Source organism: Haloarcula sp. H-hyl6, from assembly GCF_056934455.1.
The window spans coordinates 119,268-137,575 of the sequence record NZ_JBRIIK010000002.1 but is presented as its reverse complement, the minus strand read 5'-3'; the positions used below and the strand labels follow the sequence as shown (position 1 = coordinate 137,575).

General features: G+C 51.1%; 27 protein-coding genes. 20 read left to right on the top strand and 7 right to left on the bottom strand.

What is annotated here, in order from left to right; translation table 11 throughout:
- The first annotated feature begins 397 nt into the window (after positions 1 to 397).
- The 7 genes from Hhyl6_RS13945 (at position 398) to Hhyl6_RS13915 (ending at position 5,000) form a co-directional block, all read left to right on the top strand.
- Positions 398 to 805: a hypothetical protein gene (locus tag Hhyl6_RS13945; RefSeq protein WP_483739864.1), complete on the top strand. Its 408-nt coding sequence runs from the start codon at positions 398 to 400 to the stop codon at positions 803 to 805.
- Entirely contained in the window at positions 805 to 1,284 is a 480-nt protein-coding gene (locus Hhyl6_RS13940) for a hypothetical protein (RefSeq protein WP_483739863.1), read from the top strand. The genes Hhyl6_RS13945 and Hhyl6_RS13940 overlap by 1 nt, the downstream gene beginning before the upstream one ends.
- Before the next feature lie 185 nt (positions 1,285 to 1,469).
- Positions 1,470 to 2,039 (top strand): hypothetical protein, encoded by a 570-nt coding sequence (locus tag Hhyl6_RS13935; protein ID WP_483739862.1) that lies wholly within the window; start codon positions 1,470 to 1,472, stop codon positions 2,037 to 2,039.
- A complete protein-coding gene (locus Hhyl6_RS13930; RefSeq protein WP_483739861.1) occupies positions 2,040 to 2,324 on the top strand; it encodes a hypothetical protein in 285 nt (94 codons plus the stop codon).
- 152 nt (positions 2,325 to 2,476) lie between these two features.
- Positions 2,477 to 3,190: a hypothetical protein gene (locus Hhyl6_RS13925; protein ID WP_483739860.1), complete on the top strand. Its 714-nt coding sequence runs from the start codon at positions 2,477 to 2,479 to the stop codon at positions 3,188 to 3,190.
- 153 nt (positions 3,191 to 3,343) lie between these two features.
- The gene (locus Hhyl6_RS13920) at positions 3,344 to 4,279 is read left to right on the top strand and encodes a DUF932 domain-containing protein (RefSeq protein ID WP_483739859.1); all 936 of its coding nucleotides are present in this window, start codon (positions 3,344 to 3,346) and stop codon (positions 4,277 to 4,279) included.
- 64 nt (positions 4,280 to 4,343) lie between these two features.
- Positions 4,344 to 5,000 (top strand): hypothetical protein, encoded by a 657-nt coding sequence (locus Hhyl6_RS13915; RefSeq protein WP_483739858.1) that lies wholly within the window; start codon positions 4,344 to 4,346, stop codon positions 4,998 to 5,000.
- 36 nt (positions 5,001 to 5,036) lie between these two features.
- Here the strand turns inward: Hhyl6_RS13915 and Hhyl6_RS13910 are convergent, their stop codons facing one another.
- A complete protein-coding gene (locus Hhyl6_RS13910) occupies positions 5,037 to 5,273 on the bottom strand; it encodes a hypothetical protein (RefSeq protein WP_483739857.1) in 237 nt (78 codons plus the stop codon).
- Between the two features lie 329 nt (positions 5,274 to 5,602).
- Between Hhyl6_RS13910 and Hhyl6_RS13905 the strand changes: the two genes are divergently transcribed.
- Both Hhyl6_RS13905 and Hhyl6_RS13900 read left to right on the top strand, forming a co-directional pair.
- Positions 5,603 to 6,610 (top strand): hypothetical protein, encoded by a 1,008-nt coding sequence (locus Hhyl6_RS13905; RefSeq protein ID WP_483739856.1) that lies wholly within the window; start codon positions 5,603 to 5,605, stop codon positions 6,608 to 6,610.
- A 548-nt stretch (positions 6,611 to 7,158) separates the two neighbouring features.
- Positions 7,159 to 7,407: a hypothetical protein gene (locus tag Hhyl6_RS13900; RefSeq protein ID WP_483739855.1), complete on the top strand. Its 249-nt coding sequence runs from the start codon at positions 7,159 to 7,161 to the stop codon at positions 7,405 to 7,407.
- Here the strand turns inward: Hhyl6_RS13900 and Hhyl6_RS13895 are convergent.
- From Hhyl6_RS13895 to Hhyl6_RS13875, 5 genes are read right to left on the bottom strand one after another with little or no spacing between them, the layout of a single operon-like run.
- Positions 7,404 to 8,354, bottom strand: coding sequence for a hypothetical protein (locus Hhyl6_RS13895; RefSeq protein WP_483739854.1), 951 nt, complete (start codon positions 8,352 to 8,354; stop codon positions 7,404 to 7,406). The two genes, Hhyl6_RS13900 and Hhyl6_RS13895, sit on opposite strands and share 4 nt — an antisense overlap.
- 54 nt (positions 8,355 to 8,408) lie before the next feature.
- A complete protein-coding gene (locus Hhyl6_RS13890; RefSeq protein WP_483739853.1) occupies positions 8,409 to 9,881 on the bottom strand; it encodes a hypothetical protein in 1,473 nt (490 codons plus the stop codon).
- 20 nt (positions 9,882 to 9,901) lie between these two features.
- The gene (locus tag Hhyl6_RS13885; protein WP_483739852.1) at positions 9,902 to 10,201 is read right to left on the bottom strand and encodes a hypothetical protein; all 300 of its coding nucleotides are present in this window, start codon (positions 10,199 to 10,201) and stop codon (positions 9,902 to 9,904) included.
- Between the two features lie 2 nt (positions 10,202 to 10,203).
- A complete protein-coding gene (locus Hhyl6_RS13880) occupies positions 10,204 to 10,578 on the bottom strand; it encodes a hypothetical protein (protein ID WP_483739851.1) in 375 nt (124 codons plus the stop codon).
- 12 nt (positions 10,579 to 10,590) lie between these two features.
- Positions 10,591 to 11,112 carry a hypothetical protein gene (locus tag Hhyl6_RS13875; RefSeq protein WP_483739850.1) on the bottom strand — a complete coding sequence of 174 codons (522 nt, stop codon included), beginning with the start codon at positions 11,110 to 11,112 and terminating at the stop codon, positions 10,591 to 10,593.
- Between the two features lie 242 nt (positions 11,113 to 11,354).
- On the opposite strand from Hhyl6_RS13875, the gene Hhyl6_RS13870 reads away from it, so the two are divergent.
- From Hhyl6_RS13870 to Hhyl6_RS13825, 10 genes are all read left to right on the top strand, one after another.
- Positions 11,355 to 11,570 carry a winged helix DNA-binding protein gene (locus Hhyl6_RS13870; RefSeq protein ID WP_483739849.1) on the top strand — a complete coding sequence of 72 codons (216 nt, stop codon included), beginning with the start codon at positions 11,355 to 11,357 and terminating at the stop codon, positions 11,568 to 11,570.
- A complete protein-coding gene (locus Hhyl6_RS13865; RefSeq protein WP_483739848.1) occupies positions 11,567 to 11,812 on the top strand; it encodes a hypothetical protein in 246 nt (81 codons plus the stop codon). Before Hhyl6_RS13870 ends, Hhyl6_RS13865 begins: the two co-directional genes overlap by 4 nt.
- Entirely contained in the window at positions 11,812 to 12,219 is a 408-nt protein-coding gene (locus Hhyl6_RS13860) for a hypothetical protein (protein WP_483739847.1), read from the top strand. Before Hhyl6_RS13865 ends, Hhyl6_RS13860 begins: the two co-directional genes overlap by 1 nt.
- Entirely contained in the window at positions 12,219 to 12,413 is a 195-nt protein-coding gene (locus Hhyl6_RS13855) for a hypothetical protein (protein ID WP_483739846.1), read from the top strand. The genes Hhyl6_RS13860 and Hhyl6_RS13855 overlap by 1 nt, the downstream gene beginning before the upstream one ends.
- The gene (locus tag Hhyl6_RS13850; RefSeq protein WP_483739845.1) at positions 12,413 to 12,742 is read left to right on the top strand and encodes a hypothetical protein; all 330 of its coding nucleotides are present in this window, start codon (positions 12,413 to 12,415) and stop codon (positions 12,740 to 12,742) included. The genes Hhyl6_RS13855 and Hhyl6_RS13850 overlap by 1 nt, the downstream gene beginning before the upstream one ends.
- Positions 12,743 to 12,810: 68 nt before the next feature.
- Positions 12,811 to 13,107, top strand: coding sequence for a hypothetical protein (locus Hhyl6_RS13845; RefSeq protein WP_483739844.1), 297 nt, complete (start codon positions 12,811 to 12,813; stop codon positions 13,105 to 13,107).
- A complete protein-coding gene (locus Hhyl6_RS13840) occupies positions 13,107 to 13,382 on the top strand; it encodes a hypothetical protein (RefSeq protein ID WP_483739843.1) in 276 nt (91 codons plus the stop codon). Before Hhyl6_RS13845 ends, Hhyl6_RS13840 begins: the two co-directional genes overlap by 1 nt.
- Complete coding sequence (locus Hhyl6_RS13835) at positions 13,382 to 13,882, top strand: hypothetical protein (protein ID WP_483739842.1); 501 nt, start codon at positions 13,382 to 13,384, stop codon at positions 13,880 to 13,882. Before Hhyl6_RS13840 ends, Hhyl6_RS13835 begins: the two co-directional genes overlap by 1 nt.
- Before the next feature lie 47 nt (positions 13,883 to 13,929).
- Positions 13,930 to 14,712 (top strand): N-6 DNA methylase, encoded by a 783-nt coding sequence (locus tag Hhyl6_RS13830; RefSeq protein ID WP_483739841.1) that lies wholly within the window; start codon positions 13,930 to 13,932, stop codon positions 14,710 to 14,712.
- A 5-nt stretch (positions 14,713 to 14,717) separates the two neighbouring features.
- Positions 14,718 to 14,972, top strand: a complete 255-nt coding sequence (locus Hhyl6_RS13825) for a hypothetical protein (protein ID WP_483739840.1) — start codon at positions 14,718 to 14,720, stop codon at positions 14,970 to 14,972.
- A gap of 629 nt (positions 14,973 to 15,601) precedes the next feature.
- Here Hhyl6_RS13825 and Hhyl6_RS13820 read toward each other — a convergent pair.
- A complete protein-coding gene (locus Hhyl6_RS13820; protein WP_483739839.1) occupies positions 15,602 to 16,141 on the bottom strand; it encodes a TATA-box-binding protein in 540 nt (179 codons plus the stop codon).
- A gap of 153 nt (positions 16,142 to 16,294) precedes the next feature.
- On the opposite strand from Hhyl6_RS13820, the gene Hhyl6_RS13815 reads away from it, so the two are divergent.
- A complete protein-coding gene (locus Hhyl6_RS13815; protein WP_483739838.1) occupies positions 16,295 to 18,307 on the top strand; it encodes an N-6 DNA methylase in 2,013 nt (670 codons plus the stop codon).
- Position 18,308: the final 1 nt, after the last annotated feature.

The following is an 18,308-nucleotide window of genomic DNA, read 5'->3' as shown; positions in this document are numbered from 1 at the left end:
TCGGAAACTAACCGAGGGCACCCACAAACACAGCAGCAACTTCCTCCAGAAAATCAATGTAGACGGTTACTGCATCAGCTACGAAACCAGTACCGACACACACGGAGCCAAGGCCTGCGCCAAAATCTACCTTCATAAACAGTCAGAAGGTGAGAATCACCGGTCTTAGTCGATGGAAGAGAGGTTGACGGTTACTACATTGCAGAGGCCTACGACGGCGCAGACCTGGAAGAGGAAGAGATCTTCTACGCTTCCGCCGGCCTTCCAGACTACATCGAAGAACACGAAGCCCGAATCGACGAGGCCTTGGAGCAGAATCCGGACAAGATGATCTTCCCAACCACACTGAAGGAAGCTGGCAAGGCCTTGGATCCAGTCGAAGAAGGAGGTGATGTCGGTGACGTTCGGTAGAGGAAGACCTGATCTTGATGATGTCATTCGCCACGCCCTAGATCAGGGACGTGATGTTGAGATCGACTACGCGGATAAGTACGGCTATGAAATCCTTGTTGACGGGGTAGCGATCGGAGCGGTGACACCCGAAACATTCGGATACAGAATATCGAACAGTGTTGAAGACGAGGTCGAGCACAAGATCCGACAACTCAAAGAAGACTTTGTTTCAAAGCACGAGGAGGCGATTGAGGAATCTGAGAGCAGTCCTTGGTTTGTGAAGCAGCTCAGGGAGAACGGTCTATACACATCCGATATTCTCGAATGGACGGATTTTGACTCGATAAATGAGGTTCAGGCAGCACTGGCCAAAGCCGAACTTGAGGAAGATGATGGAGGTGAGAATCTGTAGTGGGGAAGAACATCATCTCGGAGGAAGAGGCCCGTGAGAAGCTGGAAGCGGTTCTGGAGGCCTCGAGCTGGAGTGGCAATGGAGAACCGACCTTGGGCCAGTTAGTAACTGGAGTGATGTACGCCGTTTCTCCTGAAGCAGTCGTACCTTGGTGCCCGACGTGTGAAAGAGAACTTGAAGCGTGTATCTGCGGTGATGAAGAGGCGAAGAAACGAGAGCGAGAGCGGCAGATGACGAACCTATCTGAAGAGCAGAAACAGCAGATAAAAGACGCTTTTGCTCAGCAATTACGGGATCAGCTTTCTGAGGAGGAAATTGAGGAGATCAAGAGGAAGAGGGAAGCTCAGGAGGACATGGAGTTCTGCCCGGTCTGTGATACGAAGCGGGTGCAGGACTTGATCTACTCTACAGGAGACCGAATCGTGGGCTGTAAACTGTGCCTCGACAGGCCTGAAGAAGTAGTACCGGGTGATGCCTGAATCGGTCTAGGAGCGTTGATTGAGTTCTACCGGGAAGTGTGGATACTTATCCCATTCCACGCAGCGGTCTATATCGTCGCTCTTTGCTACCTGGTAAAGAAGATTAGGAGATTATACTCGAAGCTCAAAGAGAAGGGTGACGCTGGATCGATTTAGAGGAGACTCTTGACCAGCATATACAGCAGTTGACTGAGGTTGACGGCGTCGACGAAGCTACTGCACAAGATCTTATTCAGGACTACGATTACCCTGGTGAGATCTTTACCGACCTCCACTTCAGCACCGTTACTGAGGATCGAAGTTATCCGGAGCTTCCCGTCGACGACGTCGGCCAACTACATAGAGAAATGATCGATGCCGGAATCAACTATTACACCGGAAAGGCAGTGTACCGGGAGGCCACTCAGCCGAGGCCTTCAGACAAGCTGGTATTCAGCTACCCTGAGAGCGAGGATGAGGAGTACGACTTGCTGGGCAAGACCACGGATTCCCTGGCCCACTACTGGAGGGATACGGACAGCTTCCTCGAAGTCAGACGGTTCAGGCATACGTTAGAAGGCGACCTGAAAGACGTGGAGGATGATACAGGCCGGTTCACACACCAACGGGAGGCCTACCTGCAGAAGTACATCGAAGACCGGGAGTGGGAACTCCTTCAGGAACCGGACTACAGCGAGATCCATGAAAACACAGACACTGGTTCTGTGGACCTGCCGGACGAAACCCAGCAAACAAAACTCTCCGACCTGAGGTGAATGATGTATGGCGAAGTACTGTGCGAACTGTGGAGACAAATTGGTGGATGCGATGGATATCTGCCCGAAATGCGGTTCACAGGAGTTCGAGGAAAGAAGATGAGGCCTTGGCAGAAAGCCTTCACCGTCAACCTGTCGGTAACTGCGGTTCTCGTCTATCTTGAGGCAGTGAATCCTCTGTACAGCGAAGTCTTTGCAGCTGCAATCATCGCTGCTGCATTAGTGGGTATCGTGTCTCTCTGTTTCTCTCTTGAGGTCGATAGAGGTATGCGGATTTTGACGTGATAGGCCTCCAGAAGTATTGTATGAGGACCATCCACAAGCCCCCAGTGTTTCTGGTGGAGGTGCTGACACTCATCTCGGTTCGAATTTTCTAACTGGTTCTAAAATCAGAACTTTCCTACCTATAACTACCTCTGACCGGCTAATTGTTGGTTATGGATCGTCGAGAACCTCCAGAGCCGAGAAAACAAGATCTGCACCCGTACCCCTCAGAAGCCGAGGAACGTGCATATCTGAAAGAGCAGGAAGAGAAGGAGTGGGAGAGGCAGAAACGTGAGTGGGACGAGGAATTGAGAAGACTGGATGATGCAGCGGCAGCGATGAAGGAAGAAGAACTCCTGACGGAGGACTACAATCCTTTGCAGCGATCTGGCGAGTCCATCGCCTCGAAGTATACGAAGTTAGCGTTGAAGAAATGCCGAGGAAATGAGTTCAGTAAGACGTGTGCCAACTGCGGTGCCAAGCCGTTCTCTGAAGGCCCTCACCACGACGCATCGTGTTCCCGGAATCAAGATCAATTAGCTCTCAGTACGGATCTGGCGCATAAATACAAGTGCACGCATTGTGATTCCCGTCCGTTCGTTCCTGGAGTTCATCATAAGCGTGGATGTCCTCGCCGTGTGAAGAAACACGTCAAAGACGTAGTCGAGAACAGAGATTATTCCACGACGTGTAATCACTGCGGTGTTAAGCCGCTTTCCCAGGGACCGCATCACAAGAAGGACTGTAAACGGAGGTGGAGCTACGTAGCCTACTCGACCAAACTCGCACACAAGTACAAATGCAGCGGTTGTAACGCCCGTCCGTTTGTCGCCGGACCGCACCACAAGGCCTCTTGCGACCGGCATTTCTTCTCCACCGTGTTCTGAATTGATCAGGTGTTTTTCCCTCTTTCTCGTCTCTGGAATTGTTTTATAAATACTATTTTCTCAACTGGTTCTTATGGTGATCAGCTCATCGCAAACGAAGACAGGTACAGGTTCTCAGACTTAGACGGACTCTATCAAATCGCTCAAGATGAAATGCCGGAAGTCTCCCGGTTTGACGTTCTTGCCTCACATCCCGAGAAAGATGGTTTAGACGGCGTACCGTGGAGAGACGCATTGTATACTGACGAGGAAGAGCCGCAGCTGGCAGGTGAAGTCAGTAGCGGCGACGACTACTACAACATCATACAGTACGGCGATATCCTCGAAGCAGTAGCCAAAGGGATCGAAGCCAGAGACGAAGATATCCAGCCGGAAGGCGAGATCGCTCTCTCCGATACCCGGCACAAGATGAGCGCCCGAATCGGAATGGGTCAATCAGTCGAAGCAGCCCCAGGCGACCGAATCAATCTAGATCTACGTGCTCGTTCTGGACACTCGGGTTACCACGGATTGAAGTTCGACGTCGGAGCGATGCGAGAGATCTGCAGTAATGGGATGATGGCGTTCGTTGCTGATCAGAGCTATGAGCAGACCCATAGTGAAGAGTTCCAGCCGCAGTTGGCGTATCACGCTGTCGACGCTGTTATGGACGGTGCGGATACAGTAGAACGACGTTTGGAACAGGCCCAAGAACGAGAACTACGGAATCAAGATGAAGCACTGCTTGTCCTACAGGATATCGGGATTGATCGTTACCTGGAAGATCCGACCGCTGACCTTCTCACCGCTCTCAACGAAGAAGTCGAAGATCCAGACAATCCTTCCCTGTACGAGACTTTCAACGCCGCAACCTATGCACTGACCCATCTCTCCGAGGACAGGCCTCAGTACCAGTTGGATGACGGCTACGAACAGGCCTCACAGCTTCTCGAGTATGGCGAAGGAATACCGCATCCTGACATTCTCGGTGAGAACGCGGTTCGCCGCAGATCAAACCAGTTGATCGAAGATCCTGAAGCTGAGGAGTACTGGGAAGGCGAGAGAGAATCTCTGCGCGACCTAATGGAGTACCACGAGGTTCAGGCCTAAAGGGTGATAACTGATACAGAGCGTTGACGAGATCATCGAGGAATACGTAGAAGAGAAAGATTACGTGGAGAATGAGAAGCCGTACTGGATGAATCTCACCGGAGGCACCAGTTTTTCCGGTGAGCTCCGTTTTGAACTGGAGAATATCTTCCCCGAGGTGCATTACAAGATGGCGATCGACCAGGCCTTCAGGCAACAAGCACAGGAAAGCTTGAGAACCGATGGAGGCCCTAGGAGAACAGAATATTTCTGGAGCGGAGAAGACGGAATCCTGTACCACACAGAATTTGGCGAAGACATCGTCAACCCGTTCTTCGGCTCAGTACAGGAAGCAGAGCAGTACTTAGAAAGACAGGCTGATAGAAACGGGAAGGAACGATACGAAGGCCTCGTCCTCAGGAAAAGCGGGAATCAGAAAGTGGAGGAAGCGACGGAGGTCCTGACGGAGCAATCCGGGTTAGACCAGTTCGCAACTGATGGAGGACAGGAATGGTTCGAACCTGTTGAGGAGTACTGGCAGGCCTTCGAGGACTTCGAGGAAAGACATCCGCCGCGGTACGTAGATCCTGGAAAACCTGTTGACCACGGCAGTGTTGATTATTTTCCTCACAGGCATTTCCAGCAAGGTGTCAGGGACTCTGTTGAGTCGGAAGAGGAATACCGTGATCTCTTGGATGTTGAGGTGCTGCGGAAGCACGGTGTCGAACCTGTCCTGGATTAGAAGGGTGGTTCAGAAATTCACGAAGAGCTCGAGGAATTAGAAGAGGAGTATCCTCTGGAGGATGAGTTCGGACGGTCCTTGGAAGAGCAGTTGCAGGATAACATTGTTTGGGATTACTGGGTTGACCGTGATATCCACAGTATCCGGGAAGAGTACGTTTCTGATGACGATTTCCAGGACGGTGAGGATGAACTCCCGTTCGGGATGTATGTGAGCTTCGAGGATGGCGGGCCTCAGTTCGAGATCGAGGAACCGTATCTCGCTCCTTGGCACCGGGACATGGCTATTGAGTTACTCGACGAAGGTTACGACGCTTTGGTCAACTGGCGCGAACGATACGAATTATAACTTTTCTAATACAATACTGTTGTAGAAGAGGTGGATTCCAGATTTCGAGGAAACTGAAGGACTTGGTCGACAACATTGAGGAAAAACACGTATGCCAGATCTGCGGCAGCGAACACAGTGACGAACGCGATGCACTCAGCTGCGCTAACAACTGTCTGGACTTCTCCTACCGTTTCCGAGGCTCAGACACGTACCGATACTCTTCCCGTCAAGTGACTTTATAAGTAGTATTCGCCCATTCAGAAATAGTTCCTATGAAGCTGCCTTCCCTGAAGCAAACAGCTACAGCAACCGGAATCGCAGGCCTCGTACTACTACTGTTCCTGATAGGGCCTTCAATGCTCTCCGTTGCTCAAGACAATCGGAAAGAGTCAATCAGTTTCTACCACTTGACCAACAACGCAGGGACAACTCAGGCCCTTCAAGACACCTTGGAAAACAAGTATCCGGGAACATTCACAGATAAAGCGAAGCTCGGGAAGTACCAGTTTGATCTTTCTATGCGTGGCTTGACTTCCGGAGGAGACGGCTGCTTCCTCGTACCGAAAGTCCAAAAGAACGGCGTGGAAGTCGACCAGTTCAATCTCCAAGACAACAAAATCACGAGTTACAGTGGATGGAGCGACAAAAGCGGTACAGGAGGCGTTGAGAAAACATACGGCGACATCAAGGCCTCACTCGGAACCGCTCTCTACATGGACGAGGTAATTTACTACGGCACTTACTTTGGCGTTGATAGCTGTGAAGGAGCATTCAACACATACGAAATAGAGATTCCGTGGAACCAGATCAGCGTCGAAACCAGTACCCCGGAGAAATCTCAAGCCGATAACCCGGTTGCGTTGACCTACACCTTCCACAATCAGTGGAGACCTATGGAAGCAGATCTCGAAGCCGAGGTCTGCATCGGAAACGGGCTGTGCAAAACAATACAGAAACAGAACGTCTCAGTCCCTGTCGGTACTTCAGCTACTACAGTTAGTGTAACTCCGAACGCATCCGGAGAGCTGAGAACAGACTTTGGAGGTTCTGTTGCTTTGGATATGGAGCATTATAGAGCCAGAGGCCTCAGCGTAGACTGTGACAACGACGGCAGCAACGAGCCTGCTTCTCAGTGCTCCAGCATAGAAATCGGAGAGATCCAGGGCTCAGACGTTGTCAAACTAAGGGAAAAGCAGCCAAGTCTTGTAGATCAGATGAGCCTGAGACTTGCTAAAATCTATACTACAGTTGTCGGCGGATTCCCTTTCGTCGGAGCGTGACATCGACCATGAACTCGAGAACTAAGACTACAGTACTTCTATCAGTACTTCTGCTGGCAGTTTCAACCGTTGCAGCAGCAACACCTACCAACCCTGCGAATAGTCCATCCGACCTGCCCGGAGACAAGCCTGACCATGCACCGGGTAACGTTACTCCGAAGAATCAAACAGGTCCTCTCTCAATGATTCCAGGTGCGGGTAACGCTACTTTGCCGTCGATGCCAGATCTTCCTTCTCAGGCCTCCGACGTGGCGAAGTCAGTTACCAGTACAATCGGTGACGCATTCAGCTCTGTAGGAAGCGTTGGTGGCGGTATCGGGTCATTCCTGTCCGAGAATCTGCCTGTCATCGGCGGGGCAGAACAACCAGCTCAGGAACAACCGGTGAATGGAACTAACTCAACCGAGGGGTGAGAATCAGGGATCAGTATAGAGCGGCAGACCACGGCCTACGCCTTTGACCGGATAGATAACTTCCAGACAATATTCGATGTTGATGACGATGATCTCCGGTTGTTGATTGATCCGTGGCTGCATCAGTATGAGGATATGCACAGCGGTGAGACGCTTCCAGAGGAAGAGCAGTACTTTGAGACCTTGATCTACGGAGTTGACGGAGAGTGGCTTGAAGACGATGACATAGATGCTGAGGCCAGTTTCGAGCTCCGGTTCAACTACGACGACGTCGACGTGGACGAGTACCTGGATGTCCTTGAAGCGACCATCAACAGGTTTGAGGAAGAGTACGGCGGCGAAGTCGGGTTTCTTGGCTACCCTGACTTGGAGCGTTATGGTTAGAAGTCGTCAAACCCGGATTGAACCGTATCATCTTCTTCGTCTTCCTCTAAATCTTCTTCCTGCATATCGTCTCGGTGCTCTGGGATGTGCAGTTTCCCAGCTTCCGGACTTTGCTCGTTCCTGTATACGTCCGCGTCTCCTAACGCTTTGAAGAAGTCGTGGGCGTCAAGATCATACGTGTTTTCGAGGTGTGCGACGTCGCTGGTTGCTGCCCAGGAGACCGTCCGCAGGTTACTGTAGTCATCTATGAGGAGTTCGGCGAGAGATTCGTCGACACCATCCACCCGTGCCAGTTCTTCGATGAAGTGGTCTTCCGCCAGTTCGTCGACCTGGATACTGTTGTAGACCTCTTCGCTTCCCCGGTCAAGTACGTGGAACTGGTCCGGGATCTCGGTACCTGTAATTTTGTTGTGGCCGCGTACAACTGGTTCTATCTGAACTTTCTCCAATGCGTTTTCCGGAGCAATTTCCAGGTAGTCAGGCCTGTAGTCTACGAATACGTCGTTCGAGTCTTCGGCCTCTGCTTCAAGGATATCTGCAACGGTGGAGAACTCCGCTCTCAAAGGGATAACGTAGTCTCTGTCCCCGATTACAACGCTTCCCTCAAAGCCCTGATTCAATTCAGGTGTGTAGTCGAGATCTGCGATTGAGTGGAAATCGTGGCTCGGAAGTTCTTCTTCAATTTCCCAAGGCCTTTGATACGCGTATTCTCTCAGGGCCTGTTCTGGGTCACCGTGCTGTAGTCTCCACCGGTCGTCCTCCCGGTATTCATCGGTGCTTGCGTCGTAGCTGGCAAGGATTACTTCGGCGTGGCTTGGTGTGTATCGTGCAAAATGTGTTCGGCCTGTTGCTGCATCGACCCCGATAAACTGGTACTCAGCATTGTCTACAGAAATCTCAGAAGGAGGTTCTGTGACATCCTCGATAACGGTTTCACCAATTAACAAGGCCGGAAATCAAATTTATATAATCAAGGTGCAGCAAGCGAGAAGATGATGCGATTACTGATCGAAGATTTCCTCTGTAGGCTCATCTGAGAATGAAAGAATCATATCCTCAACCAACTCCTGATTTGCTTCGTGGATATTCAGTCCGTGTTCCTGCTCTATCCGGTAGTACTCCTTGATCAGTAGAGCGAGGTACTCACGAGTATGCTTGATGAACTGGAAGTTCTCTAAACGTTCACCGGCGTCGGTCTCTTGCAGTAGGTAGTCAGGTAGTTTATCGAGGTGCGTGGCGTTCACTTCCTCTACCTTCTTGTCCTCGTGGACGATCTTGTTCCGGACCTCTCGTAGGACATCAAAGAAATAGTAGACTTCAACAGGGTCACCGACACGGTCTCTGAGAAGAATAGCTGCGCCAATCGGCATTCGGAAACTCGTTCCTCCCTTAGAACCTTTCAACAGCAACGATTCGAGAGCGATATGGCAGTCAAGGATGTGATCCTCAGCGTGGCCTGGAAGATACGTCCGGTTGTATCGTCGAATCGGGCGATCGAACGTCTCTGAGGTCAGCAGGTCAGCATCTTTCTCCCAGAATTGGTTAGCAAAGGCCCGTGCCCCCCATTCGTCAAGTGAGAAGCTGTGGATGTTCCTGTATTCGATATCGCAGTCAGGATGTAGATGTGCCCGTTCAACAGCTTCAGCGTTTGTTCTGTACGTTAGCCAGTTATTGCGTAGTGCGAATATGGGTCCAAACCAGATGTTGTCTTGTTGTGGCTCGGATAATCTGAGTCCGTCAACGACCTTTCGAGCAATATCTACGGAGATGTCCGTGGCTTTTTCTGCCAAAATATCGGGTACGTGGAAGTCTTGTCGTCTGTCGTTGATCTCGATGGTGTACCGTAGTCGTCCTTCCCATCCCAGCTTTGTGGGGTCTCCGTAGAGGCCTTCCATACTCTTGTTCTGCAGTGCGGCCATCTCTGAGGCCGTGATTTTGTCGAGGCTGAAGTCGGAGGTGACTGTTAGAAGGTATTGTTCGTCCTCGTATCTCGGTGACTGAGGTGTGAAGGTGACTGGTTCGCTGTGTTCTGCAAGACCAGGGATAGGAACGAGAATATCCAGGGTCAGAGCATCATTGAAGTGTATCTCGAGATTGTCTGAGAATGCGGCTTGATAGGCCTCTTCGTCGAAGTCGTAGCCGCCTACGTAGTTGAAGACAGAGTTGGCGAAGCTGCGAAGCCGATGTTCATATGCAGACTCTGTATTTGTGTGGGAGAGGTGGGCTTCCTCGTCAGCGTCTTCAAGCCATTCAGCGCAGTCGTCGAAGTGTGAGATCTCGTCAGGATCAATCAGGTACTCGATTCCGCGGGAGGGGACTGAGATCTCAACCAGTTCAGTACCTCCCTCCTCAGTTGGACACACCCATTCTTCTTTAGGATAGATATTCTCATCTTCGGCGGCTTCGCGTACTGTTTCCGCGTAATCTTCGACAGCAGGGCGTAGTTCATCTTTTAGTTCCTCCGGTGTGACCATTATACACCGAATTGTTATCGTCAGGACTTGAAGTCCGGGTTCCGAAGACTGTCGTGGAGGCCTACGTCACTCGGTTTTCCGTGGGTATCAATGTCTTCTACAGTATCTATGAACTCCTGCAGGGCGGCGTGAATGTCTTGAAGACCTGCTGAATTACCGGCTTGTTCTTCGATCTCGTTGAGCTCCTGCTTCAGCTCCAGCTTCTCTGAGTCTTCAAGCTCTTCTTCCAAAAAATCGATCTGGTCGTGAAGTCGGTTGATGTATTGCTGTAGTTCTTCTTCGCTGTCGAACTCGTCGGGGACACTGGGTACTTTGGTCATAGTTAGTTGTCTTCGAGTTCTGCTTTGAAGTCCTCTGGATCTTGGGTGATGTCTGCACCCAGTGCCTCTGACAGTGCCTTGGTTTCCTCGGACTCTTCGGGAAGACCGTAGTCACTGTCCTCGTCTAAATAGCCTTCTTCAAATTCTTCAATACGATTTCTCATCGCCTGTAATGGCTCTAGAATGCCTTGGAAGCCGCCGCTGCGGGAGGCCTGTTTTTCGATGTCGTTTAGGTCTTGTTTGAGTTCGAGTTTGTCCTTCTCGGAGCTTTCCAGTTCTTCTTCCAGGAACTCGATTTGATCGTGCAACTGGTCTATGTAGGCCTTGAGCTCTTCTTCTGAGTTGAACTCGTCAGGGACTTCGGGGACTTCAGTCATTGTGTGATTTGTTCAGGTGTGGTCGCCTGGGCTGTTTCCAGATCCACCCGGGTTCTCGTATTCGGAGACTTTGTCTGCCAGCGACTTTTCCTCAACTCCACCTTCTTCACCGGTTTCTTCTGAGTCACTGGCTTTGTCTGAGGAGTTGAAGAACCTGCTGTGCTTTTCTTTGAACTGTTTCCTGTTCTCCTCCATCTTGCTGGTTTCTTCGCCTACTCTTTTGGCCTGGCTTCTCAGGTCAGCGGCTATATCCGCTAATTCATCGGCACGGTCGTCGACGTCTTCCTGACGGACTCTCTCCAAGTTCTCTTTCAGTTGTCTGAGTGTAGAGTTGAGATCTGTGAAGCCGAGTGTGTCTCCTACCCGTGCTTTTGACGGTAGTTCGTCCAGTTCCTGTTTGAGTTCCAGTTTCTCCTTCTCTGAACTCTCAAGCTCTTGTTCCAGGAAATCGATCTGGTCGTGTAATTGGTCGATATACGCCTCCAGCTCTTGTTCTGAGTCGAACTCGTCGGGGACACTGGGTACTTTAGTCACGGTCTTGCCTCCTACAGATCTCTTGCATTTCTGGATACTTCTAATTTAGGTATTTGTATAAAATCGTGTTCACCGGTTTGTTGACTCCGACATAGCTTATAAAAAAGATGTTTCCGGATAAGTATGTAAGGTGATACGAAATCGAAGGCCCTTATTCAAAGTACGATAGCTACAGCGTCCCAGAACTAACTGAACTCGACGAAGCGTTTCTCAACCCTAAAACAGCGAAGATACTGATTTCGTTGACTGGTGGTACCAGTTATGCAAGCGAGATCTCCACAAAGGTGGACTGCACCTACAGCCACACCGTCAAGATACTAGACAGACTCGAAGACCACGGACTCGTGGAAAGAGAGAAAGACGGGAGAACAGTTTACTGCAGTCTCACCGATGAAGGCCAGGAACGAGCCGAGGCCTTGGTCAACTTCCTTCATGCAGGAGGTGACACTTCCCAGTGAGCGATATCACAGTTGTCGACAAGAGGGAACTGAGCGATTATAGAGAGTACCTTGTGAGTCAAGGAGTTGGTGCTGGTGTAGCCACAGGCTGCTTTGCGTTCGGTGTTGTAGCACTGCCGAAAGTCGGATTCGCCGGTGCTGGCTTGTTCACAGGCGCAAGTCTGGTTCGTTGGTATTTCACCAGAGACCAGTATCAGGTGGTTCGAAAGGCCATAAGAGATGTAAGAGGTGAGAATCAGTAGTGGGAGAGGCGACAATTCACTACCTGAACTGGGATCAAGAGGCCAAAGAACGTGCCAATGATCCTGATGTAGATGAGCATCCTGCGATGGGGCCTGCTGGAGAGCTTCACCACAAGCTCGGTGTAATGGAGGTTCTCGACGAAGATGAGAAACCTTCTATGACCTATTCTGAGGAAGAGTTTGACGAGTTGTACCGAGAGATCGCTGAGCTTGAAGGATACAGCGAAGACGATCTTGAGCAGCTCTGGAAGGAGTGGAACGCTGGCAGCAGGCAGGAGTCCCAGCAGTTCTACGACGCTGAGGTCCGTTCGATGTCTGTCGGTGACGTCATCCAAGTCAATGGCACGTACTATCAAGCCCAGAACATTGGATTCGAAGAAATCGAAGTAGGAGGTGAGTCTCTGTAATGCCGATTAGAGTAGATTGCGACAGAGAACCCTGCAGCAACGATATCAAGGGAAGCAAGGGAATCCAGATGACAGAGGGAGAAGTCGTCATCAGCTCGGGTAATGCCCACGTCGAGCAGGATGTCTTCCACGGCCTGTTCTGCAGCAAGAAATGCCTCAGAGAACACCTGAAAGACAGAGGTGAAAGCCAGTAGTGACGAGTGAAGAGTTGTACGATGATATCTTTGAGGAGATTTACAGTCGTGCCACGCCAGGCCTTGAGGAGATCGAGGACGAGGACATGGAGTATCCGGATGATGTCAACGTAGCCTACTTGCATTTCATCGACGGCGACGAGTTAGAGGAAGTGATCGAGGACTACTGCGATGAGTACGATGTCCCAGACCACGAGGAGATGCAGGTCAAACGCAACGTGGTTCTTGGTAAAAGCCCGTCCACGAGCCTGGATAACGTGGATAGGGCGAGGGAAGATGCAGGCCTCAAACCCGTATCAGAAATGCTTGAAGGAGAAGGTGATATCTGATTACTCTATTAGAACAACAGACATATGCGACAATCGGCAAAATCTCACTAATCACTGCAATCTTCGGAATGATTGTGACCTGCATTTTTGGAATCGCTGCAATACAAGGCATTCAATCCCTTGAGGAACGGAAGGACAAGCTGGACAAGTATCAGGGTGAAACTTGGAACATGACCCTCGATAACTACCCCAGAGTAGTTCAAGAGCTATGCGAGAGAACCTTTGGACCGAATTACAGCTACGCCTACACAGATCCTGTAGGTGCAGCGTTCGGAGAAACAACAGACTTGGATGAAATCGCCTGTGAGGGCACTGAAGGATACCGTCACATTCCGATAGAGAGTGACCGAGGTGGAAGCCAGTAGTGGAACTCGAGTCTATCGAAGACCTCTACGAGAACGCTTTGATGATGGCGAACGGCGAGTCTCTGGAGTACAGAGATCTTACGTTGGAGAAGGTGGACTGGACGCATCCAGAGCACACGGAGTACGCAGTATTCAACGAGGATGACGAGAAGGTAGAATCTCTCACGATCTCCGCTTACGACTCAGTCGACGATCTTCAGGACTACCTGGACGAGATCGCGGACTACGGCCCCGAAGATATGGAAGACTGGCTGAACAGAGGTGGGACTCTGTAGTGGATAAGTCTGAGATGTTTGCTGGTGCGGCCTTCTTACTGGCTCTATTTGCTGTTGTTGCAGCTGGAGAACCTACCGCTAAGATCGTCACTGAGCAAGAAGTAGTTCATTTTACTGCGTATAACAATTCAACATTTACCCGTGCCTCTCTCAGCGCACACCTATCAAACAACCCCAATAGGAGCGATTTCATCTGTACTGGCGAAGTAACTTTTGAACAGGTCAGATATAGGAATCGCCAGACATCTCTTCCGAAAGCTGGGGATGGCGAAGTAGAGGAATGCGCCGTAGTAGCGGAGGTAGAGAAGCCGTATATCGGTGTTTACGGAGTTAACTTGGTATCCTGGTTCCGTGGGTGGTCAGAAATAGGAGCATTTGTCGGTGGTTTGCTCGGACTTCTGATGTCCATAGTTCTGCCGCCGTACATCGCCTACGAAATCTACCGAGGGAGGCTCGGAGAGGTTGCTGAGGCCTTAGAAGGAGAGGGTGATGCGGAATAGCATCAGGACCCGGGTACAAGGAGGCCGCAGAGCCGGTCGTCGATAAGTTGGAACAGATCCAGTTCGTTGGTGGGTATAGCAGGCACCAAGTGTTCGAGGATTTCCTTGACTTGTCGTTGTATGCCTTGCAGAGCGACGACGAGAATTATCTCGAGGTAATGGACTCGTATGGCGAGGAAGAGGCGCAGCTGTACAGTGAGGCCTTTGGAGAGTTGATGAACGCCAGTGCCGAGGCCAACCACGACTTGCTCGGAGTAGTCTACGAAGAACTTGGGCAGAGCAGCGACCATTTCGGCCAGCACTTCACACCTCACAACCTGTCCGACATGAATGCGGAGATGGTCATCGACGAAGATCCCGACCCGGATAGGGAAGACCCCTACAGTGTCTTGGATCCGGCGGCAGGAAGCGGACGGCTCCTGATCTCCGCAGCGAAGCAGCTACCGGATGAAGCAGAGGCCGAGTTCTACGCAGTAGACAAGGACAGTACCGTCGCAAAGATGGCCGCACTCAACATGTGCTTCTTCAACATGGATGGTTACGTGGTCCACGGTGACTCCCTTACACAGGATTACCACAGGGTGTGGGCGACGGAAGGCAGTGTTTTCGGCGGATCAGTCTACGAACTTGACGATGACCAGTGGACGAACCCTTACGACCAGGAAGTCAGTGAAGAACCCACGGGGGACGAAGTCGACGGAGATACCAGGGAAGGTTCTCAGGAAAATCCTGTAGAGGATTCCAAGCAGGTGGATACGCCGGACATCGATTTCGAGGAAGTCCGGGAAACCCGGCTCTCCTCTTTTGCAGATAATGGTGATGGGCAGTGAATCAGATGTGGCAGAGACACGTCTCCGGAGCCAGAGCGGTTCTAATCCTCTTCCTCGGATTGAATATTGCCTGGATTGAGACCAGTGTGAACGCTATCACGATGAGCGGAGGTCACAAACTGCTGGGCTGGCCTCCCTTCAATCTGTACATGACGGCGGTGGACTGGTTCTGGACCCATCTCGTGCTCACAATCCTCATCACCGCCGCATTGATTTACAGCTACCACACCGTTCCTCCACAGAGAGGTGAACCAGCCTGATGGAGTGCCGGAATTGTGGATGCGCCGATCAGTCTCCATGCGGAGGTGGCTGTGTCTGGATCTTCGTTGATCTGTGCAGCAAATGTACTCCGGAGATCCTGAAGTTCGAGTGTAGGGACGAAGGCCACAGCTTCGACTTCAAAATCCGGGATGACGGACTGTACGAGGTCGACGGAGAAACCTTCAGCACCCTCGACGAAGTCTCCTGCCCGATCTGTGATTCAGACAACGTCACTGAGAAAGACCGAGGTAGTCCCTGATGGAGTGCAAGAGGAAGAAATGCAGGAACTCGGTGCCCGACTACAGGGAGGACTACTGCAGCGGCACATGTTATAAAAAGGCGACTACAAAAAATCCCCATAGAAGAAGGTGATCTCGATATCGGAGAAAGGATGGTGGTAGCAGCTGAGTTCCGATGAGCAGACACCCTCGAATCTGGTATTATTCGGTCTCTGGTTCTTCTACTTCGTTCTCGGAACGATAACAGCGGTCACGATCAACGTAACCGTGGGACTGACTGTAATCGCTGGAGGATATCTTCTCTTCGCCATAGGATTGTACCACCGAGACCCTGAAGAGGATGAATCAGCCGGGTGACGGTTAAGGCCGGTAGAGACGTTGATGCTTTTTTAGAAGAGGGAGTCGAGTTCAGATCTCAAGTGTTCAAAGGCTGATTCTGCCTGTTCAATGGATTTTGCACCGGTTATCACGGTCTTCCCAGAGCCGAAAATCAGCAGTACACAATCGTATTCAGTAGGGCGGTAGACGAGCCCAGGAAACTGCTCGGGTTCATATTCGCTTTTCTCCAGGCCCAGACCGATTGCGAGAGCGGACAGGTTGACTGACTCATCGAGATCTGCGACACAGACGTAGTTCTGGATAGAGAACCAGTCATCCTCGGCAGAAGGAAGGATTCCATGGTCGTGGAGCGTAGAGAGAAATCCATTCCTTATTTCTACAGCCTGCTGTTCGGAGGATGAACCAGTAATGATGTACTTGCCTGTGCGATAAAGTGTGATGAGCGGATCAGAGTCTTCTAACCGAACGTATGCACCCGGGTATTTTTCAGGGTCATAATCAACGATGTCGTCAAGTTCCTGAGCAACAGCTTCCAGATCGAGTTCCACGCTCAAAGAGCCAGAAGAAACAACGTTGACGACATCCACCATTTTGGCTGTCTCGATAATTCCAGTGTTATCGACTTATACACCGGTGATGTCACCGGAAAACGCTCTGCTGAAATATTAGATATTTTATAAGTTCAAACTCGGTTTTGACTGTCCAAGCAAACTTCTTTGTAGTCATCATCGGAACAAGAAGGTATGCACGAACAAGAACTCGTTCAGGACACCTATGACGAGCTCACAGACATCTACGGAGAGAACCGAGTCGTACTTGAGCCGTTTATCGAGGGACAACTAAGCTTCCGTCCCGACCTTGCCGTCTTAGATGAAGATCTGGACGAGTTCTTTGTAGTCGTTGAATGCAGCACCGTTCTTTCGGAGCACAGGGAGCGAGAAGACCTGAAAGAGCTCCGCCGCTTGATGAATCACTCAAGGGCACCATACGGCGCACTGGTTTCCGAGTCCTTCGAATACATCTTCAAACTCGTTCCCGGTGAAGAAGGCGAACAGGTGGAACGCGAACTCGCCGATTTCCCTAGTGACGACGGTCAGGAACGACGAGCTTTAGAATCCGCAGAAGAGGTTCAGATGAAATTCTGGCGGCTTGCCGAGTACTTTAGAGGAAAGATCGGTAGAGAGATCGAGAGTCAACTCTACCACAGCCTGTTCCGAAAATTGGCCGCTGAACGACACAACTACAACCTTGATATCGACAACCTCTCCGAACAAGACCTGACAGAGATAGACGAACTGATCGAGGAGAAATACCCGCCGTTCCAGGCTCAACGCCACCAGCATGATGTCGAGTTCCAGAAACAGGTGTTGAACACGTTCTACGGCATCGATTTAGACCAAACCCCGCCGGAACTCGCCGAAGCATTCGTAGAACTCGAAGAGAAGTCAAGAAGATCCGCACCCAAAACCACACCTCTCTGGCTGAGCAAAGCCTTTCTCGACCTATCAGAGACTGGTGAAGGGGACGTTGTCCTCGACCCCGCCGCAGGGTACGGAAACATCCTCCGAGAAGCCAGTGCCCGAGGTGCAGACGCACACGGCGTCGAAATAAACATTAACGCTGTAAACAGCGCCATCTTCCTGAACGAACTGTTCGAGACAAACATCTCCTACACAGCGGGAGACTATCTAAAACTCTCACAGATAGATCACAGCTTGCCAACAGAGTTCGACCAGGTCTTCATCGATCCGCCGTTCAACCTACACTACGAGAAGCCGGACGGAACCCCTGCACGGAACGGCGACGAAAAATTCGTCCTCGATTCACTGGAACGGCTCAAGCCTGGTGGCCGCCTAACAGTCATACTCCCGGTCGGGAAACTGTACAAGAGAAAGGCATCCGACTTCCGAGAGACAATCCGTACAGAGTACACCATAGAATCCCTGATCGAGATTGACACCCCGATCTATGACCACACCGGGATCTCTACCGTAATACTGCAAATAGCAAACGAACCCTCCTCACCAAGCGACGAGATCTCTTACGCCATCGTCGACAGTGACGAAAACCCGGAAAGAAGAATCCCAGAGATCGTAGATGACATCCGACTCGATAAGGCCAACACACTGGAGCTGAGCAGGCTGGAAGGTGGATCCTATCTCCCCAGCGAAATCATCCAGATGGACAAGACAAGCCGAAAACTGCAACAGCAGTACGCGGAAGTAGGGGAGATCCAGGATGTCGCTGAGGAAATCCGCGGCGGCACCAGGAAGCCAGACCAAGTCTTCGAAGAAGATGGTGAAAACCGGCTGCCGTACGTCAACATCCGAGATGTCGGGCAGAAACAATACTCTGAGTACCTCGATGTCAACGAGAATATCGTGAGAGCGGACGAGACAGACGTCCTAGTCTCGGCCACCGGAGCAAAGATCCACGTCCACCATCCCGAAAGGGAGATAGCTCCAAGCTCGATGTGGGCTGTCGTCCGATTGCGTACAGAGGAGGAAGCACTGGTGTACGCCCACTTCCTGGATACTGAACTGGCCAGAAACCAGTTGGAATCGATGCAGGGCGGGGCGACAGTACAACATATCCCTATAAGGAGACTGCGGGAATTGTTGGTGCCCAAGTTCTCAGAGACAGAGATACAGGAGAAAGCTGAGGCCATCCGGAAGCGACTGGAGAAAATCGCTGACCTAGAGCAAGAACAGGCACAGCTCCAGGATGACCTCGAAGGGCTCTTCGGAGGTGAATGAA